The 22047-nt window shown below is 68.8% G+C and carries 23 protein-coding genes and 1 pseudogene; 5 read left to right on the forward strand and 19 right to left on the reverse strand.

Translation table 11 applies throughout. From position 1 onward, the window contains the following. From ACPCUW_RS23180 to ACPCUW_RS23210, 7 genes and pseudogenes are all read right to left on the reverse strand, one after another. Positions 1–153 (reverse strand): annotated as a pseudogene (locus tag ACPCUW_RS23180) (aldehyde dehydrogenase); the annotation flags it as partial. A 117-nt stretch (positions 154–270) separates the two neighbouring features. Beyond that, positions 271–1563, reverse strand: coding sequence for a transcriptional regulator (locus tag ACPCUW_RS23185; RefSeq protein ID WP_423427075.1), 1293 nt, complete (start codon positions 1561–1563; stop codon positions 271–273). Positions 1564–1710: 147 nt separating this feature from the next. Continuing rightward, complete coding sequence (locus tag ACPCUW_RS23190; RefSeq protein ID WP_423427077.1) at positions 1711–2214, reverse strand: nitroreductase family deazaflavin-dependent oxidoreductase; 504 nt, start codon at positions 2212–2214, stop codon at positions 1711–1713. A 6-nt stretch (positions 2215–2220) separates the two neighbouring features. Then, entirely contained in the window at positions 2221–2688 is a 468-nt protein-coding gene (gene msrA, locus ACPCUW_RS23195; protein WP_228794851.1) for a peptide-methionine (S)-S-oxide reductase MsrA, read from the reverse strand. A 187-nt stretch (positions 2689–2875) separates the two neighbouring features. Next, entirely contained in the window at positions 2876–3373 is a 498-nt protein-coding gene (locus ACPCUW_RS23200) for an ATP-binding protein (protein WP_393527446.1), read from the reverse strand. 99 nt (positions 3374–3472) lie between these two features. Next, positions 3473–4270 carry an RNA polymerase sigma factor SigF gene (locus ACPCUW_RS23205; RefSeq protein ID WP_063014558.1) on the reverse strand — a complete coding sequence of 266 codons (798 nt, stop codon included), beginning with the start codon at positions 4268–4270 and terminating at the stop codon, positions 3473–3475. Then, positions 4260–4688, reverse strand: coding sequence for a hypothetical protein (locus ACPCUW_RS23210; protein WP_063910781.1), 429 nt, complete (start codon positions 4686–4688; stop codon positions 4260–4262). Before ACPCUW_RS23210 ends, ACPCUW_RS23205 begins: the two co-directional genes overlap by 11 nt. A 233-nt stretch (positions 4689–4921) precedes the next feature. Between ACPCUW_RS23210 and ACPCUW_RS23215 the strand changes: the two genes are divergently transcribed. Next, complete coding sequence (locus tag ACPCUW_RS23215; protein ID WP_062963217.1) at positions 4922–5290, forward strand: STAS domain-containing protein; 369 nt, start codon at positions 4922–4924, stop codon at positions 5288–5290. A 36-nt stretch (positions 5291–5326) separates the two neighbouring features. On the opposite strand, the gene ACPCUW_RS23220 is transcribed toward ACPCUW_RS23215, so the two are convergent. Genes ACPCUW_RS23220 through ACPCUW_RS23230 form a run of 3 tightly spaced genes read right to left on the reverse strand, consistent with a single transcriptional unit; the run spans position 5327 to position 8594 of the window. Further along, complete coding sequence (locus ACPCUW_RS23220) at positions 5327–5773, reverse strand: response regulator (RefSeq protein WP_030515710.1); 447 nt, start codon at positions 5771–5773, stop codon at positions 5327–5329. Further along, positions 5770–7332, reverse strand: coding sequence for a sensor histidine kinase (locus tag ACPCUW_RS23225; protein ID WP_423427197.1), 1563 nt, complete (start codon positions 7330–7332; stop codon positions 5770–5772). Before ACPCUW_RS23225 ends, ACPCUW_RS23220 begins: the two co-directional genes overlap by 4 nt. 47 nt (positions 7333–7379) lie before the next feature. Next, complete coding sequence (locus ACPCUW_RS23230) at positions 7380–8594, reverse strand: PP2C family protein-serine/threonine phosphatase (RefSeq protein ID WP_245921578.1); 1215 nt, start codon at positions 8592–8594, stop codon at positions 7380–7382. A gap of 731 nt (positions 8595–9325) precedes the next feature. Here ACPCUW_RS23230 and ACPCUW_RS23235 point away from each other — a divergent pair. Next, a complete protein-coding gene (locus ACPCUW_RS23235; protein WP_423427080.1) occupies positions 9326–10009 on the forward strand; it encodes a PAS and ANTAR domain-containing protein in 684 nt (227 codons plus the stop codon). Between the two features lie 17 nt (positions 10010–10026). Here ACPCUW_RS23235 and ACPCUW_RS23240 read toward each other — a convergent pair whose 3' ends face one another. The 8 genes from ACPCUW_RS23240 to ACPCUW_RS23275 form a co-directional block, all read right to left on the reverse strand. Continuing rightward, complete coding sequence (locus ACPCUW_RS23240) at positions 10027–11058, reverse strand: lysophospholipid acyltransferase family protein (protein WP_423427082.1); 1032 nt, start codon at positions 11056–11058, stop codon at positions 10027–10029. Then, a complete protein-coding gene (locus ACPCUW_RS23245; protein ID WP_305779937.1) occupies positions 11055–11951 on the reverse strand; it encodes a GNAT family N-acetyltransferase in 897 nt (298 codons plus the stop codon). The genes ACPCUW_RS23240 and ACPCUW_RS23245 overlap by 4 nt, the downstream gene beginning before the upstream one ends. Before the next feature lie 178 nt (positions 11952–12129). Next, positions 12130–12891: an ABC transporter permease gene (locus ACPCUW_RS23250; RefSeq protein ID WP_423427084.1), complete on the reverse strand. Its 762-nt coding sequence runs from the start codon at positions 12889–12891 to the stop codon at positions 12130–12132. Then, positions 12888–13877: an ATP-binding cassette domain-containing protein gene (locus ACPCUW_RS23255; RefSeq protein WP_423427085.1), complete on the reverse strand. Its 990-nt coding sequence runs from the start codon at positions 13875–13877 to the stop codon at positions 12888–12890. The genes ACPCUW_RS23250 and ACPCUW_RS23255 overlap by 4 nt, the downstream gene beginning before the upstream one ends. Positions 13878–13923: 46 nt before the next feature. Then, positions 13924–14565, reverse strand: a complete 642-nt coding sequence (locus tag ACPCUW_RS23260; RefSeq protein ID WP_063014434.1) for a PadR family transcriptional regulator — start codon at positions 14563–14565, stop codon at positions 13924–13926. A gap of 51 nt (positions 14566–14616) precedes the next feature. Next, positions 14617–15879, reverse strand: coding sequence for a glycosyltransferase family 4 protein (locus tag ACPCUW_RS23265; RefSeq protein WP_030515700.1), 1263 nt, complete (start codon positions 15877–15879; stop codon positions 14617–14619). Then, complete coding sequence (locus tag ACPCUW_RS23270) at positions 15876–17447, reverse strand: 1,4-alpha-glucan branching protein domain-containing protein (RefSeq protein WP_423427086.1); 1572 nt, start codon at positions 17445–17447, stop codon at positions 15876–15878. Before ACPCUW_RS23270 ends, ACPCUW_RS23265 begins: the two co-directional genes overlap by 4 nt. After that, complete coding sequence (locus ACPCUW_RS23275) at positions 17444–18259, reverse strand: class I SAM-dependent methyltransferase (protein WP_030515698.1); 816 nt, start codon at positions 18257–18259, stop codon at positions 17444–17446. Before ACPCUW_RS23275 ends, ACPCUW_RS23270 begins: the two co-directional genes overlap by 4 nt. A 210-nt stretch (positions 18260–18469) precedes the next feature. Here ACPCUW_RS23275 and ACPCUW_RS23280 point away from each other — a divergent pair, with 210 nt between their 5' ends. Both ACPCUW_RS23280 and ACPCUW_RS23285 read left to right on the forward strand, forming a co-directional pair. Then, positions 18470–19255, forward strand: coding sequence for an electron transfer flavoprotein subunit beta/FixA family protein (locus tag ACPCUW_RS23280; RefSeq protein ID WP_030515697.1), 786 nt, complete (start codon positions 18470–18472; stop codon positions 19253–19255). 41 nt (positions 19256–19296) lie between these two features. Continuing rightward, entirely contained in the window at positions 19297–20256 is a 960-nt protein-coding gene (locus tag ACPCUW_RS23285) for an electron transfer flavoprotein subunit alpha/FixB family protein (RefSeq protein ID WP_030515696.1), read from the forward strand. 99 nt (positions 20257–20355) lie between these two features. Here the strand turns inward: ACPCUW_RS23285 and ACPCUW_RS23290 are convergent, their stop codons facing one another. Then, entirely contained in the window at positions 20356–20763 is a 408-nt protein-coding gene (locus tag ACPCUW_RS23290; protein ID WP_423427088.1) for a DUF1707 domain-containing protein, read from the reverse strand. 113 nt (positions 20764–20876) lie between these two features. Here ACPCUW_RS23290 and ACPCUW_RS23295 point away from each other — a divergent pair, with 113 nt between their 5' ends. Continuing rightward, a complete protein-coding gene (locus ACPCUW_RS23295; RefSeq protein ID WP_423427089.1) occupies positions 20877–21929 on the forward strand; it encodes an aminoglycoside phosphotransferase family protein in 1053 nt (350 codons plus the stop codon). Positions 21930–22047 lie beyond the last annotated feature (118 nt).

Below are 22047 nucleotides of genomic sequence, written 5' to 3' on the forward strand. Positions count from 1 at the left end.
GGCCACCTCACAGAAGGTCTCCCCGTCGACCGGCGACGGATTCTCGAAGTATCTGCCCTCGACCGGTGCCGTCCATTCGCCACCGATGAAATTGTCGTAGCGGTCGGCGTAGGAGACGATGCTGCCTTCGGCGCCGGGCTTGGCGTAGATCATGACGGGTGCTCCTCGATGAGTCACGAAGGGTCGCATCACGACAGGGGACGTCGTGATGTGGACCACTATGAGCCCCGAGGGTTGGCAGAAGGTTGAATGCCGCGGGGCGCGTCGCCATCAGCTTCGCAGTGCGCTGTGCAAACGCGCGACGGCCACCGCGCGGCGCGCGTCGCGAGCGGGCAGCAGCCGCAGCGCGTGTTCGTGGATCTCGATGTCACCGGGCGCTTTGGCGCCGTAGTCCAGCGCGTATTCGGCCTCGCCGGCCGAGAGCACCGCGGTGCGGATACCGACCTCCAGATATTCGCGCCATTCGACGACGCCCGGGGTCTGCGAGCCCGGCAGCAGCGGGCCGCGATACAGCCGCACGGCGGTGGCGATGTCCCCGGCGGCCAGGGCGGCGAGCATATCGGTCGCATCGCAGGACACCGGTGTGGTCAGCCGATAGACCCGATTGCTGATATCGCCGCCGGTCGCGCGGCGCAGATGCGAGACGTCGGCCTTGAGTGTGCTGGAACCGGTGGGCCGGTCGCCGTAGACGGCCAGCTGCAACCGTTCCGGTGTGTAGCCGTCGGGCTCGAGGGCGAGCAGGGTGAGGATCTCGAGCAACCGGCGGCGCAGGCGCAGCGGCCGCCCGCCCCGGGTCAGCGCGGCGCCGCCGAGACATTCCAGTCGCACCCCGGGTGTCGTATTCGCCACGCCGCCTTGCAGTTTCGCCTCCACCGCCGCGGTGAGCGACAGCACCGTGGACATGGCCAGCGGGTGCGAGCGATCCCAGGTGGTGGACAGATCCAGCACACCGAGCTGGCGGCCGTCGGCAGCGCGGATCGGCGCGCAGTAGCAGACCCAGCCGTGCAGTGCCTCGACCAGATGTTCGGCGGAGAACACGCTGCTCGGGCGGCCGGTGTGCAACGCCAGGGACAGCGCGTTGGTGCCCATGTGGTTCTCGTCCCAGCGACCGCCGGGCGTGAAACCGACCCGCTCGGCGCGGCGGCGCATCACCTGGCCGCCGTCGGACCACAGGATGGTTCCCGCTTCGTCGGTGACGGCGGCGACGAATCCGGCGTCGTGGGTGATGCTGTGCAGCTGATCGGAGAGTTCGGCGATGGGGCCGCGCAGCGGCGAATCGGCCCATTTCGACGCGACATCGCCGGCCACGGCGGGCGCGCAGTCGGTGGCCGGATCGACGAACGCGCGCGAGCGCACCCAGGACTGCGCCACATCGGCCCGGGGCTGCGCCGCCTCGGCATCGGGGGCGTCGGCATCCGGTGCGTCGGAGGCGGCGGGGCCGGATTCGAGGGGACACACGGCCGGGCTCGCCGGGAGATCGCGCGGGCTCGGAACCCAACGCGCCCACTGCCGTTCCAGTGCCGCGCGTCGCCGCAGCAGAGCACTGTCGTGTCCTGATCGCATCCGCATCTCACCCGTCGCCGCTCGGTCCGCACCGTGCGTTCCGGCGGCGCCTGGGGCCGGGCCGCACATCGTCGGCTCGGCCCCATTGTCCAGCAGGTCGGCTCGTCGCGGGAGCGAAACCGGCCGGTGCGGACGATCGAACCCGGCTCAGATGGGCGTCAGTTCGAACAGCCGGAACCGGCGCGCGCCCGCCAGCCGCTGCTCCATGGTGTATCCGGGCCAATAGGCCACCGCGCGGGCCCACGCCTCCTCGCGTTCGGCGCCGCTCAGCTGCCGGACCCGCACCTTGATTCGCTTACCGCCGCTGTGGATTTCGGCATCGGAGGCCGCGGCGAGATTCGCCGACCAGGACGGATGCTCCGGCCGCCCCCAGTTGGACCCGATCAGCAGATACCGCTCGGGCCCATCCGGGACGTACAGCAGCGACACCGTCCGCGGCAACCCGGATTTACGTCCGCGCACCGTCAACTCCATCGACGGCAGACCCGCCAGATCGAGCACTCCGTGGCGGCCGCGGGTGAGCCTGCGGATGATGCGTTCCAGGAGGACGACGACCGGACCGGTGCGCATCACCCACGGGATCCGCGCGATCGCCCGTCCGAGAGCGGACAGCGGGTTACCGATACGTGAGTGACGGGTGCGATCCGACATGACGGCCTACTGCGAGGTCGCGGCGCGCTTGGGCAGCTTCCAGCCCGGCCGGGGGAAGTGGCAGGTGTAGCCCTCCGGATAGCGCTGCAGGTAGTCCTGGTGCTCGGGTTCGGCCTCCCAGAAATCGGACGCCGGGGTCACCTCGGTGACCACCTTGCCCGGCCACAGACCGGAGGCGTCCACATCGGCGATGGTGTCGAGCGCGATCGCCTTCTGCTCGTCGTCGAGATAGAAGATCGCGGACCGATAGCTGCTGCCGATGTCGTTGCCCTGGCGATCCTTCGTCGACGGATCGTGGATCTGGAAGAAGAACTCGAGCAGCGCCCGGTAGTCGGTGCGCGCGGGGTCGTAGACGATCTCCACGGCCTCGGCGTGGCCCGGATGATTGCGGTAGGTGGGATGATCGTTGCGCCCGCCGGTGTATCCGACGCGCGTGGAAATCACACCCGGCTGCTTGCGGATCAGCTCCTGCATACCCCAGAAGCATCCGCCTGCCAGAATCGCCTTGCGCGTGTCGGTCACGCTTCCTCCTTCGGATCGGGTCCCCGCCCCCAGTCTCGCACCGGTACAACCCGGGTGCGGGCCCGAAAAGTCCCGCCGCGGCGCTCGCCTCGGCCGCCTTCCGTATTCCGCATACCCGCTCTCCGGGCGGATTAACGGACTATCCCCGGTCGCGCCCTGCGGTCGTCTCCGAACGCGTTGGCGCCGAAGCGATTTCGGCGCGCATGGCGACACGGGTCCCGTCGGCGCCGGTGGTGATCTCGACGTCGCGCACCAGGGCGCGCATGATCGCCAGTCCCCGCCCGCGCACGGGATCCGGAACCTCGGCACGGGGTTCCCAGCTGCCGTGGTCCACGATGGTCAGGTACAGGTCCGAGCCGCTGATCTCAGCACGCAGCCCGACCATGCCGGTGGCGTCGCGGTAGCCGTGTTCCACGGCGTTCGTGCACGCCTCGTCCACCGCCAGCAACAGGTCGTAGATCTGTTCCGAGCCGACTCCCCCGCGCTCGAGCCAGGCCCGCAGATCGTGGCGCACCTCGGCGATCCGGTCGGCCTGCGACGGGAAATTCGCCTCGAAGGGGGCCACCTGTAGCGGGTGCGGCTCGCGTATCGCGGGCCCTGGGGCGGGGTCGCCCGGGGGATCTGGAAATCCGCTCATGTCCTCATTCCGATCGCAACCGATGATCTCCACTCGATGATCTCCTCGGCATCCGCGATACCCCCTTTCCCGTACGCCATGCGGCGCCGTCGGCCTACCTCAGTCGCGCAGCGCCTTCTCGCGCAACTGTTTGAGCGTTCTGGTCAGGATCCGCGAGACCTGCATCTGGGAACAGCCGAGTTCGTGCGCGATCTGTTCCTGCGTCATTCCGCCGAAGAAACGCATGGTCAGCACGTACCGCTCCTTCTCCGGCAGGGCATCGATGAGCGGCTTCACGGTCAGAGTGTCATCGATCGCACCGAAGGTCGGATCGACGTCGCCCAGAGTGTCGAGGATCGCATTCCCGGAGCGACTGTCGTCGTCGGAGGTCGGCGTGTCCAGCGACTGGGTCTGGTAGGCGTTGCGGGCGATCAGTGCCTGCGTCACCTCACCCAGATCGGCGTCCATCTCCTCGGCGATCTCGCGCGCCCGCGGCATCCGGCCCAGCCGTTGCGACAGCGACTCCACGGTCGGGCCCAGCGCGGTCTGGATCTCCTTGATCCGCCGGGGCACGCGCAGCGCCCAGGTGTGATCGCGGAAGTGGCGGCGCACCTCGCCCATCACCGTCGGCACCGCGAAGGCGAGGAACGGCGACCCCTGCGAGGGATCGAACCGGTCGACGGCCGCGACCAGGCCGACCCGGGCGATCTGCAGGAGATCCTCGAAGTTCTCGCCGCGCCCGCTGAACTTGCGCGCGATGTGCTCGGCCAGTGGCAGGCAGCGGTTGATGATTCGTTCGCGCAGCCGGTCGCGCTCCGGATCGTCTTCGGGCAGGGCGGCGAGCTCGACGAACAGCGGTGCGACGTCGTCGTAACCGTCGGGGTGGCGGGCGGTGCCGGTACCGTTCTCAGTCGACATCTGTTCCGCCACGTGCCCAGCGGAACTCGACGACGGTCGGGTGCCCGCCCACGGCTGCGTCGTAGTCCGAACTCTCGGTCTTCACCCACTGGGTGAGAGTCGAGACGATGTGCCAGCCGAAGCTGTTGGTGTCCGGGCCACCCGCGGTCGTGGTGACGGCGGCGACGCGCACGTCCATGGTGTTCTCGCTCGCGGTGAATGCGCAATCGATCACGGAACCGGCGGCCGCGTCCACGATCAGCGCGCTGACCACCTCGTCGACGGCGAGACGAATATCGGTGGCCTCGTCGATACCGAAATCGGCGACCAGAGCGACGGTTTCGGTCAACGCCCGGACCATCATCAATTGCGCCGCATCGGCCGGCACCTGGAATCCGACCGCAGTGGTCCCCGCGTCCGGGGACACTTTCTCGACCATGCCCATTCCTTGCTCCCAAATATCGTGCCGCGAGACGATTTCACAGCGTACGCGAGCGCCCGCCGGAGGCCCTCCGATCGCGGTGACGGCCCCCGTTCGTATCGCGCCGAAACGGGTATGTTGGTCAGCGGCGAATCGTCGCCACGCCGCGGACAGCGGCGCAGATCGGAATACGCCGGAGGTATCGAAGTGGCGAAATGCGGTACGAATCGCCTCGCGCTGGGGTCGGCCCGATGAGCGGCGAGCGGGTGTCACCGCTGCTGCGCACCGAGCAGCGCACGGAAGGTTCGGCCGTGGTCGTGACCGTGGCCGGTGAGGTGGACATGAATTCCGCGCCGGAGTTGCAATCGGCTCTCGACCGGGCGCTGCAGGCCGAGCCCACCGCCGTGGTGCTGGATATGACCGAGGTCGGTTTCCTCGGATCGGCCGGGCTGAGCGTGCTGCTGGCCACCTCCCAGTCCACCGCGACGGGCGGTCTGCGAGTGGTCGCGTCGCCCGCGGTGCGCCGCCCGATCGAGGTGACCGCGCTGGACGCGTTGCTGCGTCTGTTCCCGACCGTCGCGGACGCGCTGGCCGCGCCGGAGCAGACCACCTCGGCCTGATCCGGCACCCGCCCGGCGCGTTCCTCGCCGCCGGCGTCATCGCTGTCGTGGCAACCGGACGACCTGAACGAAGAATTCGTCGATGTGCTTGATCGCGGCGATGAATTGATCCAGGTCGACCGGTTTGGTCACGTAGGCGTTCGCGTGCAGTCGATAACTGCGCAGAATGTCCTCTTCGGCTGCCGACGTGGTGAGTACGACCACCGGAATATGGCTGAGGTCCGGATCGGATTTGATCTTTTCCAGAACCTGGCGGCCGTCGTATTTCGGCAGGTTCAGATCGAGCAGAATCAGATCGGGCCGCGGCGCCTGCGCGAATTCCCCCTGCCGGTAGAGGAAGTCGAGCGCTTCCTGACCGTCGTGGGCGACGTGCAGCGTATTGCCGATCTTGTTGTCCTCGAACGCCTCCCGGGTCATCAACTCGTCGCCGGGGTCGTCCTCCACGAGCAGGATGTCGATGGGCTGGCTCACCGGTGCGGTCATGCGTCGGCTCCTTCGGATACGGGTTCGAGCGGTGCGAGCGTGGCGGCCTGGGTCGCCAGGGTGAAACGGAACCGGGCGCCGCCGGTGTATTCGGTGTCGATCCACAGATTGCCACCGTGGTACTCGACGATCTTCTTGCACAGCGCCAGGCCGATGCCGGTGCCGGTGTAGTCCTCCCGATTGTGCAGGCGCTGGAAGATCACGAAGATCTTGTCCGCGAATTCCGGCGGGATGCCGATGCCGTTGTCGGACACCGAGAATTGCCATTCGTCCAGGTGATCGCCCGGCTCGCACTCGATGTGCACAACCGGCGCGGTACCGGGGGTGTGGAATTTCACGGCATTGCCGATGAGGTTCTGCCACAACATCGTCAGCAGCGTCGGCTGGCCCGCGACTTCGGGCAACTGCTCCGGACGCTCGATCACCGCGCCGGATTCCTCGATCGCGCCGGACAGATTGTCCAGCGCCGAATTCAGCGTCGAGTCCAGGGCGACGAGCTCGTTGCCCTCGATCACCCGGCCCACGCGCGAGAACGTCAGCAGATCGTTGATCAGCCGCTGCATCCGCTTGGCGCCGTCGACGGCGTAGTCGATGTACTGTTTGGCCCGCTCGTCGAGCTGATCGCCGTAACGCTTCTCCAGCAGCTGACAGAACGCGGCGACCTTGCGCAACGGCTCCTGCAGGTCGTGGGAGGCGACGTAGGCGAACTGCTCGAGTTCGGCGTTCGAGCGGCGCAGTTGGACCGTCTGGCGATCCAGATCGTCGGCCTGCCGGGCGAGCTGCATCTCCTGCGCCCGCGAGGACCCCAGTTCGGAGACGATGCGCACGCGCATCTCCTCGACCGCGTCGGCGACCGTGGCCAGGTCGGCCGGGCCGTGCGCCTCGATGTGATGATCGAATTCGCCGGCCGAGACCCGCCGGGACGCCTCGGTGAGCTCGTCGAGCGGGCGAGCGACCAGCCGCCGGATCAGCACGGTCAGTGCCAGGCCGGTGAGCAGGATGAGGACCACCACCGCGATCAGCACGCTGTCGCGCACGGTGCGCGCGTGATCGAGGTCGCGGCGGTCGTTGGCGATCGCGGCCGCCGAATCCGCGTTCTGCGCGGCGAACTTCTTGCGCAACTCGTCGAACAGCGCCTTGCCGCGGGTGACCAGGGCGGCGGATTCGGCCGGCGATACATTGCCCGCCGCCGCGATCATCGGCTGCACGTATTCGGAACGCCAGCGCTGGGCGGCGGCCTCGACGGCGTCCAGATCGTCGAGCAGTGTGGTGCGGCCGGCGGCCAGCTCACGCAGGCGGCCCGCGGCGGTGGCCTCGTCGGCGACACCCTGGTTGTAGGGCTGCATGAACTGCTCATCGGCCGAGATCGCGTAGCCGCGCAGGCCGGTTTCCTGGTTGACCAGGGCGGCCTGCAGCCGATAGGCCTCGGTCGCGGCCGGCTGGGCGCGATCGAGCAGCCGGTCTTCGATGGCGTCGGTATGGGAGATCACTTGCGCGGCGGCGATCGCACCGGCGATCACCACCACGAGCATCAGGGCGAGGACCAGCTGAAACCACATCTGTGCGGTGAGCCGGCCGACGATCCCCTCGCGGTGTCGGACGTCGCTCACCGGACCCACTCACCCCCGTGCCAGCGCAGATAGACGATCGCCAGATCGTCGTCGAGCCCGCCGGCCGGGGCGGCCGCGGATTCGACCTGGCCCAGCAGTTCGTCCAGATAACGGGCGGGCTGTTCGACCGACACCCCTTGCGCCATCGCCAGCAGGCCGTCCTCGCCCAGCCAGTCGCCCGCACCGGTACGCACCTCGAACAGGCCGTCGGTGAACAGCACCAGCCCGGTACCGGCAGGCACGGCCACCTCCGTGACCGGCCAGTCCGTCCGGCCCGGCATGAAGCCCAGGGCCGGTCCGCCGGGCACCTCCAGCCATTCGGTGCCGGTCGGCGAGTGGACGAGCATGCCGGGGTGACCAGCGCGGATCACCTCCACGGCGCCGCGACCGGGCGGGGCGTACAGCGTGGTGAGGGTGGCGAAGGTCTGTGGTCCGGTGCGTTCGGCGACCAGCACCTCCTCCAGCAGTCGCAGCTGTCGGGGCCCGGTGATACCGCTGAATACCAGTGTGCGCCAAGCCAATCGCAGACCCACGCCGATCGCGGCCTCGTCCGGGCCGTGGCCGGCCACATCGCCGATCAGCGCGTGCACCGTGCCGTCGGCCTCTTGGACGACGTCGTAGAAATCGCCGCCGAGCAGCGAATGCGCGCGTCCGGGCCGATACCGCGAGACCACATCGACGATGGGCGCACCGCGCAGCAGTGGCTTGGGGAGCAGCCCGCGTTCCAGGCGGGCGTTCTCCTGGGCGCGCATGGTGCTCGCGCGCAGCGCCGCGGTGGTGCGCTCGGCCTGTTTGCGCTGAATCGCATAGCGCACGGCCCGGCCGAACCACTCCGGCTCGACCCGGCCCTTCACCAGATAGTCCTGCGCGCCGGCCGCCATCGCGGCCAGGCCGGTCTGTTCCTCGTCCAGGCCGGTCATCACCACGACCGCGACCTGATCGGTGTACTCGCGCAACTGCGCGAGCGCGTCCAAGCCGTGGGAGTCGGGCAGGTTCAGATCGAGCAGCACACAGTCGGGCAGGCCCGCGGCCAGCCACGCGCCCGCTTCGGCGAGCGAGCGCACATGTTCCAGGCGCACACCGGGCGCACCGTCGGCAACGAGTTCCTCGACCAGCAGGGCATCACCGGGGTCGTCCTCGACCAGCAGGATCGTCTGCCCTAGCGGGGAGGCGGTGCCCAGCGGCGTGACGCCGTCGAGGGGCGGGCGCACGGTGGAACCGCGGCCGTCGTCTCGAACGGATGCGGAAGTGGGACCCTCGGACGAGTGGCCCGCGGAACGGCCGGATACATCGCGAAACCGCGGGGACTGTTCCATCACCGCGGCCGGGCGGGGCCGCGGGGTCGCGTCGCCGATGCGACGAGGTCGCACGATGTCGGCCCGCAGCGCACCGGCTGCATCGGACCGCGACGAGGGAACAGCAACCGTGCCTGGGACGGCACGCTTCGACAATGCTGCCTCCGATCAACGAAGTGGCGGCCCGAGCGCACGCCGACTTGCTCAGCGGCCCGTTTTTCGACCGTGAGGCTTGCCGATCCTATCGGACCCCGGCCGACCACGCTGCGCTCGCCATGGGGCAGGCCACGATCAGGACGTCGCGTCGGCACCAGCCCGAGATCGGAGGAGAGGCTGGTGCACCACGGTTTTCGCTACGAGAGGCGCCCCCGCGCGGATGGCGTCCGAGGTGCGCCGAAGGCGCAATTTCGCCGTCCACACCGCGACCACCGCCGCGTGCACCGCAATGACGATCAGTGATACCGAGCCGATCACCATGAGCAACGCAACCACGACTGATCCCGGTCCTCTCCGAGTTGGATGTCCCTGTGTACCGACGGAAAGATGCCCCGAAACCCTCATACCAAACAGAAAGCGTGCGCGGGGCACGTCACATCCCGTCCGACCTGGTGTAACAACCGACCGCAATACAGCGGATACTGTGGAACGTGAGTACGGAACAGTCGCCACGCATCGCGCCGCTCGATCCCCTGACGAGCGTGCTCGGCGCCCAGTCCTGCGATCACGTCGGCTGGTTCCGATTCTGGTTCGCCGATCAGCGCTGGGAATGGTCGGACGAAGTAGCGCAGATGTACGGGTATCAGGGCGCCGATACCGAACCCACCACCGAACTGCTCATATCGCACAAACATCCGGACGACCGCGAGGAATTGGCGGCCAGCATCGCGACCTCGGTGAAAACCGGCGACCCGATCTGCGGCCAGCACCGCATCGTCGACGCCGACGGGGACACCCACGACATCATCGTCGTCGGCGAACAACTCACCGACGACGACGGCGCGGTGGTCGGGGCCAGCGGGTATTTCGTCGACGTCACCGAGACGATCGCCGAGGAGCGCAACGACGCGTTGTCGGAGGTGCTGCCCGAGGTGATCGAATCCCGCGCGGTGATCGAACAGGCGAAGGGCGCGCTGACGCTGGCCTACGGCATCAGTCCCGAACAGGCGTTCCGGGTGCTGAGCTGGCGTTCGCAGGAGACCAACACCAAGCTGCGGGATCTGGCCGCGCAGTTCGTGCAGGAGTTCCGCCGCCTGAACGGGGAGAACACCGCCCTGCGCAGCCGCGTCGACCACATCGTCCTGACCGCCCACCGCCTGATCCCGCACGACTGAGGCGCCGGTCGGTGCGGTCAGGAGACCGCTTCGGCGACGACGATCTCGCGGGTGGGGCCGGTGCCGACGGCCGTGGCGTGGGCGTCGATGCGCACCTCGGTGCGGCTGCGGATCGCGCGATCACAGCGCTCGGCCAGGTCGTGGCGGTCGGTGCCCGGTTCCTCGATCGGCAGCAGGACGAGTTCGGCGACGATGCCCTTGGCACGCAGGATGCGACGGGCCGAGTCGAGGAAGGTGTCCACGCCGACGAAGCCGGGGACCGTCGACGTCTCGCCGGCGCCGTTCAGATAGCGCAGCCGGATCGGCTGTACCGGCGTGGCGGTGTCGACCGCGGCCTGGAACAGCGCGGGTCGCATCCGGCCGTGCGCCCGGCCACACCAGGTGGTGCCCTCGGGGAACAGGCCGACCCGCTCCCCCGCCGCCAGCCGTGCCGACATCGCCGCGATCACCTCGGGCAGCTGCCGCAACCGATCCCGATCGATCGGGATCACTCGCATGAGCCGGGCCAGCTGCCCCAGCACCGGCCACGACACCAGATCGCCGCGGGCCACGAAGCCCATCGGCGAGACCGCCGCCAACGCCAGCACATCGGACCATCCGACGTGCGCGGCCACCACCAGCAGGCCGCGCCCGGAATCACCCGCGGCGCCACCGCCGCGCATCGCACTCTCGACTCGCACCGCACCCTCGTCGACCGCGCCCCGCTCGTCGACGACGCGCAAAGCGATTCCGCAGCAGCGCAAGACGGCCCGTGCGTACCGGCGATGCAGGGCCGTCCGCCGGGCAGCCGGCGTCACCACGTTCACCACCGGAAACGCCACCAGCAACCCCACCACACCCGCGATCCGTGCAACAGTCCGCACCGCGCCCGCGGTGTCGGGCACGGCCACACAGCCGGCGCCGCACGGACTCGCGGGCATCCATGCGTGAACCGCCGGTTCCGCCACGGGCCGAGGATCGAACGGCGTCTCCGCTGCCGTGCCGGCGGGCGCGGCCGCGGTCCGGCCGACAATGTCCGCGCCGCTTCGTAAATCGGTTGTCTCGGTCATCGTGCTCCTCCGCCCGTATCGCGGGCCCGCGCGGCATCGGCTTGCGACGCGCGAGCGTCTGTGCCTTCCGACGCGCGAGCGTCCATGGCTCCCGCAGCGCTCTGCAGGCGTTCCAGGTAGCGGGTGTTGATCGTTTCCAGGCCGAGGAGGGCGACGAAATCCGCGACGCCGAAATCCGGGTCGTGGGCCGGTTCACCGCAGATCTCGGCGCCCAGGCGCAGATAACCGCGCAGCAGCGGGGGAAGTTTCGGCCGGGCCGGGGCGGCCAGTTCGTCGAGCCCGCGGCCGTCGACCACGACCGGGCGGTACGGGCGCACGCGGCGGGCCGGATCACCGGCGTGCTTGCTCAGCAACAGATCCCGGACCGCGGCCACGTTCGCGCCGGGCGGATCGGCGGGGGTGTCGCGCATCGGCACCGAGACGCAACCCATCACCCAGTCGTAGCCGGTGAGCTGGATGTAGTGCAGGATCCCGGCCCACATCAGCGTCAGCACCGAGCCGTTGCGATGGTCCGGAACCACGCAGGCGCGGCCCATTTCGACGATCCGGCGCCCTTCGGGATCCATGGCGCTCAGATCGAATTCGGTGGCCGTGTAGTACCCGCCGGCGGCGCGCACCTTATCCGGCGGCAGCATCCGGTAGCAGCCGACGAATTCGCCGGAGGCCTCGTCGCGGACCAGCAGATGATCGCAGTGCTCGTCGAACCGGTCGGCGTCCAAGCCCTCGGCGCTGAAGGGAATGTCGAATCCGGGTTCGCCGGCGAATACCCGGTAGCGCAGCCGCTGCGCGGCCCGGCGATGGTCGAGATCGGAGGACACAACCAGGGAGTACTGTGGCGCCGCCACCCCTGGGCCTGTCGTGCGGGTCGGGTTCAGCACGGACGATGGCGTCATGGTGTCGATGAAGCCAGGCCGATTCGGCGAGGCGGCGACGTTCGAGTGTCGAGCGAATGCCAGTCCGGTGAACGAGATCCCCGTCACACCGAACGTTCACTGCGTCGTTCCCCCGAGTTGGCCCACACGCCCGAAACCGCCACGTCGGACGCACCGGCGTGGCGGTAACGAGTAGCGGTCAGGCGTTCTCGCGGGCGAAGCTGCGGGCGCCGACCACCATCAGCAGTACGGCCACCGCAACCGTCAGCCCGGTGCCGAGATAGACCTCGGTGACCGCGAAATCACCGCGGAACAATGCCCGCGCGGCCTCGACGGTGTGCTGGAACGGATTGATGTCGGCGATGATCCGCAGCCAGTGCGGCGCCAGGCTCATCGGCAGCAGGATGCCCGACAGCAGCATCAGCGGCACCGAGACGCTGTTGAGCACCGACGCCAAGGTGTCCTCCGAACGCGCCCACAGCGCCAGCGCATACGACCCCGAGGCCAGTCCGGCCGCCATCACCGAAATCAGCAGCACCGAGGCGATCAGCCCGAAAACGCTGGGCCGCAACGAGAATGCCGCCATCGCGACCGCGACCAGGACCAGCGCCTGCACGATCAGCACGACCATATCCTTGAGCACCCGGCCCACCAGCAGTGCGCCGCGGTGGGCCGGGGTGACGCGCTGGCGTTCGATCACGCCGGCCCGCAGTTCCTGCACCATCGCGAATCCCGCGAACATGGAACCGAACAATCCGACCTGGATGACCAGTGCGGGCGTCAGCACCTTCCAGGGGTCGGTATCGGCGCCCAGAGCGGGTGCGACCGCCTTCACCAGCGGACCGAACAACACCAGATACAGCACGGGCTGACTCAATCCGATGATCACCCACACCGGGTTCCGCAGCTGCGTGCGCAGTTGCGACCAGAACACCAGCCCGGTCTCCCGCAGAAAACTCATTTTCCCTCCCGCAGCGAACGCCCCGTGACGGTGAGGAACACGTCGTCGAGGCTCGGTCGTTTCACGGTCAGCGCGCCGGGCACGATGCCGTGCTCGTCCAGTGCGCGCAGCAGCGGCACCACGGCGGCATCGCCGCGCGCCACCGTCAGATGCACCAGTCCGTCGGCGCGCAGCTTCGAGCGCAACTCCAGCACCGAGTCGGCGATCTCGATCGCGAGATCGGCCTGTGCGTCGGCGATGTCGAGGCTGATCACATCGCCGGAGATCCGCTGTTTCAGCTCGTCCGGCGTGCCGGAGGCGACGATGCCGCCATGATCCATGACCAGGATCCGGTCGCACAGCGCGTCGGCTTCCTCCAGGTAGTGCGTGGTGAGCACGATCGTCGTGCCCTCGGACCGCAACCGCCGCACATGTTCCCAGAGGTTCGCGCGGCTCTGCGGGTCCAGCCCGGTGGTCGGCTCGTCCAGGTAGACCAGTCGCGGACGATGCACCAGGCCGAGCGCGATATCGACGCGGCGGCGCTGCCCGCCGGACAGCTCGCGGCAGCGCCGACGGCCGAGTCCGTCCAGTTCCAGCGTCCGCAGGAGGTGTTCGGCACTCGCCGTCGCCTCGGCCTTGCTCAGCTCGAAAAGCCTTGCCTGCAGGACCAATTGGTCGATCACCAGCTCGTCGTCGTTGGTCATGCCGCCCTGGGCGACGTACCCGATGCGAGCCCGCACCTCGCGCGGCGCCTCGCGGAGATCGGCGTCGGCGATCCGCGCCTGGCCCGCGGTCGGCGCGAGCAGCGTCGCGATCATCCGCAGGGTGGTGGTCTTACCGGCGCCGTTGGGACCGAGCAGTCCCACGATCTCGCCCTCGCGGACTTCGAAGTCCAAGCCGTTCACGGCCTGCACCGGTCCCGTTTTCGTCGTGAACGTCCGTGCCAGCCCCCGCACTCGGATCGCCGAGGTGCGGGTGCGGTCACGAACGGTAGCCGTCGTTTCCATACCGCACACGGTAGGAACGACGGGTTAAATAGTCAAGCTTTACTATTCAGTCTTGATCAACTGCGGCTCCGGCGTCGTCCCGCGGATGCTCGAAGAGGGTGTACGGCGCCGAGGACCAGACGTCCAGCTCGCCGTTCTCGATGCGCTGCAAGGTTTTTCGCGACCACTCCAAGTCGGCGCGGGTATGGGCGGCGGCCAGCGCGATCGCGTCGGCCACGTGATACGGCTCGGTTTCGGTCGGATCGCCGCTGCCGGACAGGATCCGCTGCTCCTCCCGCTCGAAATAGCCCAGATCGGCCTCGAACTTCAGAATGCGGCTGCGCAACGCCGCGATCACATCGCCGCGCGGCGCGAACGGGAACAGCGCCACCGCGGCGTGATACGGATGTTTCGGCTGCTCGGCCGACCACAGACCCTCCCGGATCAGATCGGCGAGCACCTTCTCCCCCTCCGACGTCAGCCGATACGAGGTCCGTTCCGGGCGCGCGCCGTCCTGGCCCACGCCCTCTACGGCGATGAGCCCGTCGCGCTGCAGCGTGTTCAGCGCGCCGTAGACCGATCCGGGTTTGACGTTGGCCCAGTCGTCGGCATGCCAGGACAGTAGCTCACGCCGCACGTCGTAGCCGTGCACGGGTTGCAGCAGCCGCACCAGGGCCAGCACCAGCAGTCGAGTCGTCGGAACAGCCATACCGAAAATTCTGCCCCCGCCGCCCGGTACCCGCCGCCGCGACCCGGCCGATCACAGCGGGTTGTTCGGATCCCGTTCCGGCAGTGGGCGTTCGGTGATCACCGGGCGGCCCAGCGGATTGCGGACCCGGCGCTTGGCGGCCTGATAGACCTGAATCGTCTCCGCGGCCACCACATCCCAGGCGAAATCGGCGGTCAGCCGCGCGTGGGCCGCGTACGCACGCTGCTGCGCCGCGATCGGATCGTCGAGGACGGCCGTCACCGCCTCGACCAGTCCGGTCACATCCGCCGGTTCGAACGAAGCGCCGGTGACTCCGTCGACGACCAGCTCACCGAGCCCGCCGGCGGTGGAGGTCACCAGCGGCGTTCCGGCCGCGGCGGCCTCGAGGGCGACGATGCCGAACGGTTCGTAGCGGCTGGGCAGCACGATCGCGTCGGCGCCGTGCAGCCAGCCCAGTAGTTCGGCGTGGTCCAGGCGGCCGGCGAAATTCACCGCGCGGGCCACCCGATGGACCCGCGCGCGCTCGCGCAGCCATTCGAACTGCGTGCCCACCCCCGCGATGGTCAGCGTGGCGCCGGGATGTGCGCGACGGATCCGCGGCAGTGCGGCGATCGCGTCCTGCACGCCCTTCTCGTATTCGAGCCGGCCCACGTACAGCAGCCGCGGCGGACCCGAACGCGGCGCGCGGTCGCGAAATGTCCACGCCCCCACGTCGATTCCGTTGCGGATCACCGTCACCGGCACCAGTTCGGGGCCGTAGAGCTTTTCCACCTCGTCCTGCATCGAGGTCGAACAGGTGATGAGGGCATCGGATTCGCGGGCGAGCCACCACTCGACCGAATGGACCTGCTTGTTGACCCGGCCCGAAACCCAGCCGCTGTGGCGGCCCGCCTCGGTGGCATGAATGGTCGAGACCAGCGGCACGTCGTAGTACTCGGCCAGGGCGATCGCCGAATGCGCGACCAGCCAGTCGTGGGCGTGCACCACATCCGGCGTCCAGCCCTCGGCGATACCCGGTTTGCTCAACGCGATACCGGCGCGGACCATCGCATGCCCCATGGCGAGGGTCCAGGCGAGCATGTCCTCGCCGAAGTCGAAGGCGGGCGGATCCTCAGCGACCGCGACGACCAGCACCCGATCCTCGATGAAGGTGTGGGTGGGGTGCGTCGTGGCGTCGGTGCCCATCGGCCGGCGCGCCAGCACCACGACCTCGTGACCGGCGGCCGCCAGTTCGACGGCCAGATGATGGACGTGCCGGCCGAGCCCACCGACAACTACCGGTGGGTACTCCCACGACACCATCAAGATCTTCATGCCGGTCCTTCTGTTGCTCCCGCCGAGCGGTGACCGACTGCGGGGATGTCCGTACCTCGTGCGTCGAGTCGGCGCGCGTCGAGAGCGGGGAAGAATCCGTCGGCCGCGTACCATCCTGCCGCCAACTGCCGTGCTTTGGCGAGTTGGCCCGCGGTGACGGCCCCGGCGATCTCGCGGACGGCGTGCGCGTGCTGATGCGCGCGGTCGCGGGCATAGCCGGCCGCGGAGTCCTTGCTGACCATGAACGCCCAGTCGCTGGAGACGGCCAGAATCGCCTCGCGCAGCAGCTGATCGGCGACCGGATCACGCAGACCGTCGGACTGCGCGGCCATCTTGTCCAGGGTGTCCAGGGCCGCACGCACGATCTCGGCATTGAGTTCGACCAGGTCGCGGACCTGATCACCGGCCCACACCCGCCAGTCCTTACCCGAACCCCAGGAGGAATCGGCGAGCTCGACGGGTTCGCCGACGAATCCGTCCGCCCGCGCGTCGGCGAGGGTGCCGACGGTGACCCCGGCCTCGGGCAGGGCGCGCAGCACCTGTTCCAGCCACTGCGGCCCCTCGTGCCACCAGTGGCCGAACAATTCGGTGTCGAAGGCCGCCACCACCAGCGCCGGTCGGCCGATCCGCTCGGATTCGGTGATCAGCCGTTCGCGCACGGTCGCCACGAAATCGGCCACATCGCGTTCGATCGCCGCTGCGGCGGCCGCGGGATCATAGGGCGCCTTGTCCGGACCCGCGACCTGCTTGCCGGTGACGCGGGCCGGTTTGAGACCGGTCTCGTGGTCGTAGTGATGGAAGTCGCGGTAGTGGGCCTGGCCCGGATATCCGGATTTCGGCGACCACACCCGATAGCTGACCTGCAGATCCCGCCCGAACGCGACCACATCGCTGTCCCAGACGGGCCGGCCGAGGGTGGTGTCGCCGCGCAGCGCCGGACCGTCGACCATGAAATGCGTCACACCCGCTGCGGCATAGCCGCTTTCCATCCCCGGTGTGAAGCCACATTCCGGCGCCCAGATCCCCGCCGGGGTGCGTCCCCAGCGATGCCGCGCGTCGGCCAGGCCTTCGCGCAACTGGAAGTCACGCAGGCGCGCGTCGAGCAGCGGCTGGAACGGATGCGCCAGCGGACCGCCCAACAGTTCGATCGCCTCGGCGTCGATCAGCTCCCGCCACACCGGCGAACCGCCGTGCCGCCACCGCTGCTCGAAATCGGCGAGGGCCTCGGCGGCCAGAGCGTGTTCGTAGCGGCCCAGCTCGCGCTTGCCGGCCATCGATGCCTCGTCGGCGCGCATCTGCCAGTTCCCCAGCCAGTGGTGCATGGCCGCCAGCGCGTGCGGATCGTCGAGCTGGGCGGCCAGCACCGGCGTGATGCCGAAGCTGAGCAGATGCGAACGGCCTTCCGCGGCAAGGGTTCTCAGCACCCGGGCGACCGGCAGATAGGACGCCGCCCACGATTGATACAGCCATTCCTCACCCACCGGCCAGCGGCCGTGATGGACCAGCCACGGCAGATGAGAATGCAGGACCAGGCTGAACCGGCCCGGCACCGCCCGCGAATCGCTCACGGCTTCACCGCGATGGCGACCAGATCGAGGCTGGCATCGATCTCCGGATCCCACACCGGGACGGCCGAACCGGGGGCCGGGCGCAGTTCGAAATCGCCGGTGCGCACACCGGCCACCGCCGCGGTCAGTTCGGCGGGCCAGGGTTCCCCGGCCAGCGCCCGCTCGATCTGCGCGTCGATGAACGAGCCGCCCCACTGTTCGTCGAGAGCGACCAGCGCCGGGCCGTGATGGACACCGGCCATGACGTCGACGCGGAATCCGGCCTGCTCCAGCAGTTCCGCGAGTTCGGCGGCGTTCAGCTCGCGAGTGTGAAAGGGGTTCAAGGGCGTATCGCGACCGGGCGAGAAGGTGATCCGGTTCGGCGTGCTGATCAGCAGCTGCCCGCCGGGGCGCAGCACCCGCAGGCATTCGCGCAGGAATTGGCCCTGGTCCCAGAGATGTTCGATGACCTGGAAGTTCACCACCACATCGACCGAGGCGTCGTCGAGCGGCAGGTCGGCGAGATTGCCCTGGATCATCTCGACCCGGGGGTAGGCCGCGCGCACATGCTCCACCGCGCTGGTGTCGTAGTCCAGGCCGATCACCCGGGTGGCGACGTCGGCGATCATGTTCGCGCCGTAGCCCTCGCCGGAGCCCGCCTCCAGAACCGTTGCCCCGGCGCATCGTTCGAGCAGGCGCGCGTAGACGATCTCGTGTCGGCGGAACCAGTAGTTCTCCTCCGCGATACCCGGCACGGTCCGTTCGCCGGTCAGTGGCAGCGACTCCACCCCGGCAGACTCCCCGCTCACCGGGGAGACGACAGCCTCACTCATTGGATCGACGTTAGCGGTTGTCTGTATCACACCGGCGCCCGGACCGGCCATGGAGAACATCACACCCTAAGTTACCCGTGAGTAACTTAATGTAGGGTAATCTCCCGGACGGAGCTTTAGATGTGACGGAGCTTTTCACGTGGACGTACGGCCACCCGATCGTGCGACCCCACCTCACGTGCCACCAGAACAGGAGGTCGACGAAGACCAATGCCGAACATCGTCGTACTGATCAAGCAGGTTCCCGACACCTGGTCCGAGCGCAAGCTCAGCGATGGTGACTACACCCTCGACCGGGAGGCCGCCGACGCGATCCTGGACGAGATCAACGAGCGTGCCGTCGAAGAGGCTCTGCTGATCAAGGAAGCCCAGGGCGGCGAGGTCACCGTTCTCGCCATGGGCCCCGAGCGCGCCACCGAGGCCATCCGCAAGGCGCTGTCCATGGGTGCCGACAAGGCCATCCACGTCAAGGACGACGCCATCCACGGCTCCGACGCCGTGCAGACCGCGTGGGTGCTCGCCGGTGCGCTGGGCCAGATCGAAGGCATCGAGCTCGTCATCGCCGGTAACGAGGCCACCGACGGCCGCGCCGGCGCCGTGCCGGCCATCATCGCCGAGTACCTGGGCATCCCGCAGCTCACCCACCTGCGCAAGCTGACCGTCGACGGCGACAAGATCTCCGGCGAGCGCGAGACCGACGAGGGCGTATTCAAGCTCGAGGCGAACCTGCCCGCCATCGTCTCGGTCACCGAGAAGATCAACGAACCCCGCTTCCCCTCCTTCAAGGGCATCATGGCCGCGAAGAAGAAGGAAGTGCAGACGTTCACGCTGGCCGACCTGGGCATCGACCCGTCGACCGTCGGCGTGGGCAATGCCGGCACCGCAGTCTCCGGTGTCACCCCGAAGCCGCCGCGCACCGCGGGCGAGAAGGTCGTCGACGAGGGCGAGGGCGGCAACCAGGTCGCGCAGTACCTCATCGGCCAGAAGATCATCTGAGCCCACCGAGCGCAATCACCACAGACTTCAGGAGAAGCAACATGGCAGAAGTACTCGTGCTCGTCGAGCACGCCGAAGGTGCCCCCAAGAAGGTCACCACCGAACTCCTCACCGCCGCCCGCACGCTGGGCACCCCGGCCGCGGTCGTGCTGGGTGCGCCCGGCACCGCCGACAAGCTGGCCGACGCGCTGACCTCGGCCGGTGCCGAGAAGATCTACGTCGCCGAGTCCGACGACGTCGAGGGCTTCCTGGTCACCCCGAAGGTCGACGTGCTCGCCGGTCTGGTCGAGTCTGCGTCGCCGGCCGCCGTGCTGGTCGCCGCCTCCGCCGAGGGCAAGGAGGTGTCGGGTCGCCTGGCCGCCCGCATCGGCTCCGGCCTGCTGGTCGACGTCATCGACGTCAAGTCCGACGGCACCGCGGTCCACTCCATCTTCGGTGGCGCGTTCACCGTGGACGCCAAGGCCACCGGCGACGTGCCGGTGATCTCGGTGCGCCCGGGTGCGATCGAGGCGGCTCCGCAGGCCGGCGCCGGTGAGAAGGTGACCGTCGAGGTTCCGGCTCAGGAAGAGGGCGTCACCAAGGTGACCTCCCGCGAGCCCGTCGTCGGTGGCGACCGTCCGGAACTCACCGAGGCCACCATCGTGGTCTCCGGTGGTCGCGGCGTCGGCAGCGAGGACAACTTCCACAAGGTCGTCGAGCCGCTGGCCGACGCGCTGGGTGCCGCGGTCGGCGCCTCGCGTGCCGCCGTCGACTCGGGCTACTACCCGGGCCAGTTCCAGGTCGGCCAGACCGGTAAGACCGTGTCGCCGCAGCTGTATGTGGCCCTGGGCATTTCGGGCGCGATCCAGCACCGCGCCGGCATGCAGACCTCGAAGACCATCGTCGCCGTCAACAAGGACGAAGAGGCGCCGATCTTCGAGATCAGCGACTACGGCATCGTGGGCGACCTGTTCAACGTCGCGCCGCAGCTGACCGAGGCGGTCAAGACCCACAAGGGCTGATCGAGACCCCTGCAGGGAGTACGGCTCGCCGAATCGGTACCTCGCGGTATCGGTTCGGCGAGCCGTCTGCGTTCCGTCCGCGTGCTCGGTCCGCGCTGTTCAGTCCGGTGGCCGCTGCGCCTGGTTCCCGCCGACGGTGATGCCGATGACGGTCGGTATGCACAGCGCCAGCCCCCACGGCACCGCGACCCAGAACGGCCAGAAGTACCCGGCGCCGGTGGCCAGCCAGATCACGACGCACAGGATGTTGACGAAGATCCACGGCGTCCACATGATCAGCACCCACGGCGGCACCCGCCCGGGCCGCGCGGCGCCCGCCCGCTCCCGCACCGCGGGCAGATCCGACAGGATCGGCGACAACTCCCCGTAGGTACGCGCGGCGTAGACCTGCTGGACCCGATCGTCGAATTCGGCGAGATTCAATCGCCCCTCGTTCATCGCCGTGCGCAACCGCTCGACGATCTTCTCCCGGTCCGCGTCCGAAGCCCGCACGTGCTCGTTTCCCACGGCCCAAGCCTAGAGGCGACCATCGCCACACGCGGGGGAACATCACCCGGAACCACCTGGGGCAGGCGATAATCCGCTTGCGCTCCTCCGCTGCCCTCGGCCAGGCTGAGGCCGTGCCGACTCCGACCGGGCCACCGATCGCACTCCCACCCGAGGTCGTCGAGACCGTGAGCACGGTCTTCGGCGCGCGCGGCCGGACCTGGCTCACCGAACTTCCCGAGCGAGTCGAGGCGCTGTGCGCGCAGTGGCAGCTGACCTCGCTCGGCGCCGCCTTCGCCGGTGGCACCCACTCCTACGCCGCCCCCGTCCGCCGCGCCGACGGTTCGGTGGCGGTGCTGAAGATTCCGGTCGTCGACGAGGAGAACGCCGGCGAGGCGGCCGGCCTGTACTGCTACGACGGCGACGGAGCGGTCCGCCTCCACGACTACGACCCCGGTAGCGGCGCCCTCCTGCTCGAGTGTGCCCGGCCGGGCACGCCACTGCTGGCGCAGCCCGGATTCCCGAGCCTGGAAGGCCTGCCCGAACATGCGGACAAGGTCGATGTGGCCTGCCGGTTGTACCGGCGTCTGCGCCGCCCGCCCGTCGCGCTGCCGGACGGATATCCGGACATTCCCACCGTTTCCGCTGCGCTCGCCGACTGGTCAGTCCGCTTCGGGCAACCGAAATCCGAACTGGTTCACGCCGTTCCGTCCACCCTACTGGACGCCGCGGTGGCTCGATGCGCCGAACTCGCCCGGCCGCAGGGACCGCCGGTCCTCGTCAACCGCGATACCCACCTGGGCAATATCGTTGCCGCCGAACGGGAGCCGTGGCTGCTGATCGACCCGAAGCCGTATCTCGGTGAGGCCGCATTCGATATCGGTTTCCTGATCATGATTCGGATTCAGCGCTTGCCGACCGCCGAGCACGCGAAACGAATGGTCACCGATACGGCCGCGGCCACCGGCGTCGACCCCGGCCGCGCGTGCCGGTGGGCGTTTCTGCGGGCGATGGAGGAAATATCTTGGGCCGTCGACGATCACGCGCCCGCTGACCTGCGGTTACACCTCGCCGTCGCCACCGCCCTGAGCGGAATTGCGCCATCTTTCGAGGTGGCTCGAGCCGCACCGAAACAGGACGATTGCGAAACACCGGCGATGAAGATATTCCTACCGAGCCGTAGATAACGAATCGGTCGCTGCCACACGGAATTGCTGCTATCTTTGCTGTCGTCGGGTGCTGGGGCCGATCGGGATCCTCCCGCCGGTGGGTCGATGCTGAATTCGCCTGTCCGGTAAGCGCTTC

This window comes from Nocardia sp. AB354 (assembly GCF_049538315.1).
Classification (GTDB): Bacteria; Actinomycetota; Actinomycetes; order Mycobacteriales; family Mycobacteriaceae; genus Nocardia; species Nocardia nova.

Coding starts and splice junctions, on each gene's coding strand:
- ACPCUW_RS23260 (WP_063014434.1), bottom strand. CDS start 14,565: ATGGCTGTTCCGACGACTCGACTGCTGGTGCTGGCCCTGGTGCGGCTG.
- ACPCUW_RS23215 (WP_062963217.1), top strand. CDS start 4,922: ATGAGCGGCGAGCGGGTGTCACCGCTGCTGCGCACCGAGCAGCGCACG.
- ACPCUW_RS23265 (WP_030515700.1), bottom strand. CDS start 15,879: ATGAAGATCTTGATGGTGTCGTGGGAGTACCCACCGGTAGTTGTCGGT.
- ACPCUW_RS23220 (WP_030515710.1), bottom strand. CDS start 5,773: ATGACCGCACCGGTGAGCCAGCCCATCGACATCCTGCTCGTGGAGGAC.
- ACPCUW_RS23245 (WP_305779937.1), bottom strand. CDS start 11,951: ATGACGCCATCGTCCGTGCTGAACCCGACCCGCACGACAGGCCCAGGG.
- ACPCUW_RS23210 (WP_063910781.1), bottom strand. CDS start 4,688: ATGGTCGAGAAAGTGTCCCCGGACGCGGGGACCACTGCGGTCGGATTC.
- ACPCUW_RS23240 (WP_423427082.1), bottom strand. CDS start 11,058: ATGACCGAGACAACCGATTTACGAAGCGGCGCGGACATTGTCGGCCGG.
- msrA (WP_228794851.1), bottom strand. CDS start 2,688: ATGCAGGAGCTGATCCGCAAGCAGCCGGGTGTGATTTCCACGCGCGTC.
- ACPCUW_RS23200 (WP_393527446.1), bottom strand. CDS start 3,373: ATGAGCGGATTTCCAGATCCCCCGGGCGACCCCGCCCCAGGGCCCGCG.
- ACPCUW_RS23275 (WP_030515698.1), bottom strand. CDS start 18,259: ATGAGTGAGGCTGTCGTCTCCCCGGTGAGCGGGGAGTCTGCCGGGGTG.
- ACPCUW_RS23285 (WP_030515696.1), top strand. CDS start 19,297: ATGGCAGAAGTACTCGTGCTCGTCGAGCACGCCGAAGGTGCCCCCAAG.
- ACPCUW_RS23280 (WP_030515697.1), top strand. CDS start 18,470: ATGCCGAACATCGTCGTACTGATCAAGCAGGTTCCCGACACCTGGTCC.
- ACPCUW_RS23250 (WP_423427084.1), bottom strand. CDS start 12,891: ATGAGTTTTCTGCGGGAGACCGGGCTGGTGTTCTGGTCGCAACTGCGC.
- ACPCUW_RS23225 (WP_423427197.1), bottom strand. CDS start 7,332: ATGTGGTTTCAGCTGGTCCTCGCCCTGATGCTCGTGGTGGTGATCGCC.
- ACPCUW_RS23205 (WP_063014558.1), bottom strand. CDS start 4,270: ATGTCGACTGAGAACGGTACCGGCACCGCCCGCCACCCCGACGGTTAC.
- ACPCUW_RS23185 (WP_423427075.1), bottom strand. CDS start 1,563: ATGCGATCAGGACACGACAGTGCTCTGCTGCGGCGACGCGCGGCACTG.
- ACPCUW_RS23190 (WP_423427077.1), bottom strand. CDS start 2,214: ATGTCGGATCGCACCCGTCACTCACGTATCGGTAACCCGCTGTCCGCT.
- ACPCUW_RS23255 (WP_423427085.1), bottom strand. CDS start 13,877: ATGGAAACGACGGCTACCGTTCGTGACCGCACCCGCACCTCGGCGATC.